The sequence below is a fragment of the Caballeronia sp. M23-90 genome, assembly GCF_053574605.1.
Genome location: NZ_JBSIPA010000543.1, coordinates 1 through 4,143, shown reverse-complemented (window position 1 = coordinate 4,143; position 4,143 = coordinate 1). Strand labels below are relative to the sequence as shown.

Below are 4,143 nucleotides of genomic sequence, written 5' to 3'. Positions count from 1 at the left end.
TTATGTGATGTTGCTCCCGCTGCTGATCGGTTATTTGGCATTCATTGGTTGGGCGACGGTCATTTCACATTTGGATAAACGCAAGGACCTACGAAAAAGAAATCCTCGTTTTCGATAGCAATAAACGGAAGAAGCGCATGCGGCGTATCTCGCGTGGCGCAAACCGCGCCCCATGCTCGGCGATGTCCAGCTCGGCGAGATCATGGAGCAACTGAGCGTTCGTCTTCCCGCCAATTCGATCATGACTAACGGCGCGGGCAATTACGCAACATGGTTGCACCGGCATTACGCATATCGCCATTTCAGGTCGCAGGTTGCACCGACCAGCGGCGCGATGGGCTACGGCGTTCCGGCGGCGATCGCAGCGAAGTCGTTGTATCCGGACCGCGTGGTCGTGGCCTTCGCTGGCGACGGCTGTTTCATGATGTCGAGCCAGGAACTGGCGACGGCGATGCAATACCGGCTCGCGGTGATTTTCGTGGTCGTGAATAACCAGCAATACGGCACGATCCGCATGCATCAGGAACGCCATTATCCGAATCGTGTGCATGGAACCGCGCTCACGAATCCCGACTTCGTAGCCTACGCCCGTGCGTTCGGCGCACATGGCGAACTTGTCGAGACCACGGCGCAATTCATGCCGGCGTTCGAGCGTGCTTTGAAAACCGGTTTGCCCTCGGTGATAGAAATCAGGATTCCGCAAGATGCGAGTACGCCGGCCGCAACGCTCGATCAAATCCGCGAGCAGGGCGAAAAATTGCGGCAGAAGTAAAAAACCAGACAAAACCGAAGGAGACGCAAGACCATGGCATCGCAAGGATTTTTGCAGGCACGAGACTTTCTGCTGCGTCATCGCGACGACTACGCAACCGCGTACAGGGATTTCGCGTGGCCGGAGCTGACCGAGTTCAACTGGGCGCTCGACTGGTTCGATGAATACGCGCGCAGCAACATGAACCCGGCGCTTTGGGTCGTGGAGGACAACGGCGACGAGATCAAGCTGTCGTACGCGGAGTTATCGGCGAGATCTAATCAGCTTGCGAACTGGCTGAGGCAGCAAGGCGTGCAGCGCGGCGACCGCATCTTGCTGATGCTGCCGAACCAGCCGGCGCTCTGGGAAACCATGCTCGCCGCAATGAAGCTCGGCGCCGTTACCATTCCCGCCACCATGTTGCTGACGCCGGCCGACATAGCCGATCGCATGACGCGCGGCGAAGTGAAGCATGTGATCGTGGCGTCGAACGAGACTGCAAAATTCGATGCCATCGATAAAACCAAAACCCGCATCGCGGTGGCCATTCCATCGAGCGCGGCGTTGCCCGAAGGCTGGCTGAATTTTGCCGATGCCTTCAACGAAAGTCCATCGTTCGAACCCGAAGGCCGCACGCTCGCTACCGATCCGTTACTGCTTTATTTCACGAGCGGCACGACGAGCCGGCCGAAACTCGTTCTGCATAGTCATCAAAGTTATCCGGTCGGGCATTTATCGACCATGTACTGGATCGGCCTGAAACCCGGCGATGTCCATCTCAACATCAGCTCGCCAGGCTGGGCGAAACACGCGTGGAGTTGCGTGTTTGCGCCGTGGAACGCGGGCGCGACGGTGTTCATCCACAACACGCCGCGCTTTAGCGCCAAGTCCACGCTCGAAGCACTGGTCAAGCATCAGGTCACGACACTCTGCGCTCCGCCAACCGTCTGGCGCATGATGATCCAGGAGGATTTATCGGCGTACAAGGTGCATCTGCGCGAGGTCGTGGGCGCGGGCGAACCGCTGAATCCGGAGATCATCGAGCGCGTCAGGAAGGCCTGGAACCTCACGTTACGCGATGGCTTCGGCCAGACCGAAACCACGGCGCAAATTGCGAACTCGCCGGGCCAGCCTATGAAAGCCGGGTCGATGGGACGTCCCTTGCCGGGTTACAGGATCACGTTGCTCGATCACGACGACAACCCCGCGCAGGAAGGCGAACTCGCGCTGATCCTCGACCCGAAACCGCTGGGCCTGATGGACGGCTATGTGGACGATGCATCGAAGACGCAAGACGCGATGCGCGGCGGCCATTACCGGACGGGCGATGTCGCATCGATCGATGCCGATGGTTACTTCACCTACGTGGGCCGCGCCGACGATGTCTTCAAAGCCGCCGACTACCGCATCAGTCCGTTCGAACTGGAGAGCGTGCTGATCGAACATCCGGCGGTCGGCGAAGCGGCCGTCGTGCCGAGTCCTGATCCGCTGCGGTTATCGGTGCCGAAGGCGTTCGTCGCGTTGCGCGCCGGTTATGAACCGACGAAGGAAACCGCCGGTGAGATCCTGAAGTTCGCCGCGCAAAAACTCGCGGCGTACAAGCGGATCCGACGCATCGAATTTTATGAATTGCCGAAGACCATCTCGGGGAAGATTCGTCGCGTGGAACTCAGGAAAACTGAGGAGGCGCGTGGCAGCGACGCACGTCGCGACAATGAGTATTGGGAAGAGGACTTCAACGCCTAGGCATTAAAAAACCCCGCAGCGCAGAACGCATGCGGGGGTTTTCTCAAAGCAAAAGCAATTAAACCTTACTTCCCGCCCACGCTTTGCAGCGTCGTCCACTTGCCGCCGACGACCTTGTACAGCGTGATGCCGCCGTTCTTCAAATCGCCCTTCGCGTCATACGCGAGTTGCTTCGACGTCACGCCAGGCATGTCGGTCTTGGCGAGCATCGGCAGGTACTTTGCCGGATCGGTCGAGTTCGCCGTCTTCATTGCCGTGAACATGGCCATTGCACCGTCGTACGCGTACGGCGAGTAAGTTTGCACGTCCTCGTTGAAGCGCTTCTTGTACTTCGCAACGTACGCTGCGCCACCCGGCATTTCGTCGAGCGGCAAGCCGGCCAGCGACGCCACCGTGCCGTCTGCTGCATCGCCGGCGATCTTCAGGAACGTGTCCGTCTTGACCATTTCGCCTGCCATCAACGGCGCGCGCAGGCCGAGCGTCTTCATCTGCTTGACCATCGGGCCCGCTTGCGAATCGGCGCCGCCGTAATACACGAGGTCCGGGTTCATCGACTTGATCTTGGTCAGGATGGCCTTGAAGTCGACGGCTTTGTCGTTGCCGTATTCACGATCCACGATCGTCGCGCCCGCAGCTTTCGCAGCCTTTTCGAATTGATCGGCGAGACCCTGGCCGTAGGCCGTGCGGTCATCGACAATCGCGATCTTCTTCATCTTCAGCGTCTTCACCGCGAACTCGCCGGCGACCGAACCTTGCTGCGTGTCGGACGTCATCATGCGGAACGTGGTCTTGTAGCCTTGCGTGGTGTATTCCGGCGCCGTTGCCATCGCGATTTCAGGAATGCCGGCGTTCGCGTAGATGCGCGAAGCGGGGATGGTCGTGCCCGAGTTGAAGTGACCGAGCATGCCCTTGATGTTGTCGTCCACCAGCTTTTGCGCGACGGTCGTGCCGGTGCGCGGGTCGGCCTGGTCATCGGCGGAATCGAGCACGATGAGGACCGGCTTGCCGCCAATCACAGGCTTAGTTGCGTTGAAATCTTCAACCGCGAGCACGATGCCGTTCTGGAAATCCTTGCCATAGTGCGCCTGCGCGCCGGTCATCGGACCAGCGAAACCCACCTTTACTTCTTCAGCCGTTTGCGCCTGAGCCGTTGCAGCAACCGACAAACCCGTGACCAACATTGCTGCTGCCAGCTTCTTCATCGTGTAATCCATAAACTCTCCTGATTCCCATGTGAGTGGCAGCGCGTGCCGGGTTCGCCGTGCCCGCTGCCGTTTGTTTGAGCCGATCCGCCGCTCTGAATTGTGTTCAGCCGATCGTCATCAAATTCGCATTGCCGCCCGCGGCCGCCGTGTTCACGCTCACCGAGCGTTCCGTCAGCAACCGTTCGAGCGCGTATTCCTGCTCGCCGTCGTGGGCTTCATCGGCAAACGCTCCCGCCGATACCCCTTGCACCGAGACAATCGGTCCCGGGCGTTTCGCAACGTCCTTCACCAGCGCCATCAATTCGTCGCTGTCGCCTTCGAAGAGGACGGCATCGAATGGAAGGTCCTGGTTCTTGCGCACCGATGCATGCGCTTTGAGCGATGCCGGCAGCGCCGCCACGAGCTGTTCGCCGGCCGCGCCCGAAAACAGCGCCTTGTTGA

At 59.6% G+C, this 4,143-nt stretch carries 3 protein-coding genes and 1 pseudogene; 2 read left to right on the top strand and 2 right to left on the bottom strand.

The window, feature by feature from the left end:
- Positions 1–127 precede the first annotated feature (127 nt).
- Positions 128–772, top strand: a pseudogene (locus ACRXB1_RS32090) (thiamine pyrophosphate-dependent enzyme); the annotation flags it as partial.
- Between the two features lie 33 nt (positions 773–805).
- Entirely contained in the window at positions 806–2,497 is a 1,692-nt protein-coding gene (locus ACRXB1_RS32085) for an AMP-binding protein (protein WP_449494324.1), read from the top strand.
- Positions 2,498–2,562: 65 nt separating this feature from the next.
- Here ACRXB1_RS32085 and ACRXB1_RS32080 read toward each other — a convergent pair whose 3' ends face one another.
- Together ACRXB1_RS32080 and ACRXB1_RS32075 are read right to left on the bottom strand one after the other, a co-directional pair.
- On the bottom strand, positions 2,563–3,711 hold the full coding sequence (locus ACRXB1_RS32080) for a branched-chain amino acid ABC transporter substrate-binding protein (RefSeq protein WP_062168421.1): 1,149 nt from the start codon (positions 3,709–3,711) through the stop codon (positions 2,563–2,565).
- Between the two features lie 94 nt (positions 3,712–3,805).
- A partial coding sequence (locus ACRXB1_RS32075; RefSeq protein WP_449494323.1) for a hypothetical protein occupies positions 3,806–4,143 on the bottom strand: 338 nt, incomplete at its 5' end.

Coding starts and splice junctions, on each gene's coding strand:
- ACRXB1_RS32085 (WP_449494324.1), top strand. CDS start 806: ATGGCATCGCAAGGATTTTTGCAGGCACGAGACTTTCTGCTGCGTCAT.
- ACRXB1_RS32080 (WP_062168421.1), bottom strand. CDS start 3,711: ATGGATTACACGATGAAGAAGCTGGCAGCAGCAATGTTGGTCACGGGT.